The organism is Bacillus sp. GZB, assembly GCF_001975995.1.
Lineage (GTDB): Bacteria > Bacillota > Bacilli > Bacillales > Bacillaceae > Bacillus > Bacillus velezensis.
This window is the reverse complement of record NZ_MTQG01000015.1, coordinates 1-621: the sequence shown is the minus strand read 5'-3', so window position 1 is coordinate 621 and position 621 is coordinate 1. Positions and strand designations below refer to the sequence as shown.

At 49.3% G+C, this 621-nt stretch carries 1 protein-coding gene; it reads right to left on the bottom strand.

All coding sequences use genetic code 11. The annotated features are described in order from the left end of the window. Positions 1–621 (bottom strand): beta-ketoacyl [acyl carrier protein] synthase domain-containing protein (locus tag BXO87_RS05755; protein WP_139337724.1); only part of this gene is annotated, 621 nt, incomplete at both ends.

The following is a 621-nucleotide window of genomic DNA, read 5'->3' as shown; positions in this document are numbered from 1 at the left end:
TCTTCAACGACATCACAAGGCTTATCAGGCTTACGATCCCTGAAGCCGCCAAGGTATGACCGATATTCGGTTTCGTCGACGTTAATGCACAGTAGCTCCTTTCCTCTGTATAGTCTTTAAATGCCTCTGCCAATGCATTAATCTCGATCGGGTCACCGAGCTTTGTCCCGGTTCCATGGGTCACGATGTATTCCATATCCTCTGCCTTGATATGAAAACGATCGTACACTTCTTTGATGAGCTGGCTTTGCGAACGTCCGCTTGGCGCGGTAATTCCGTTCGTTTTTCCGTCATAGTTAATTCCGCTTCCCACTATGGTTGCGTATACAGGGTTACCGTCGGATTCCGCTTTTGACAGCCTTTTTAAAACAATAACGGCCACGGCTTCCGCCGGCACCATTCCGTTTGCACGCTTGTCAAAGGCGTAACACTCTCCGTCTGCCGACAGCATTCCCGCCTTATTCATCGCGTTATAACTATCAGGAGTAATCAAAAGATTGGCCCCTGCCACGATGGCAGTATCGCATTCTCCGTTTCTGAGGCTCTGACAAGCCTGATGAACAGCTACAAGCCCTGACGAGCACGCCGTATTGATGGCCATGTTTGGACCATCAAGGTTTA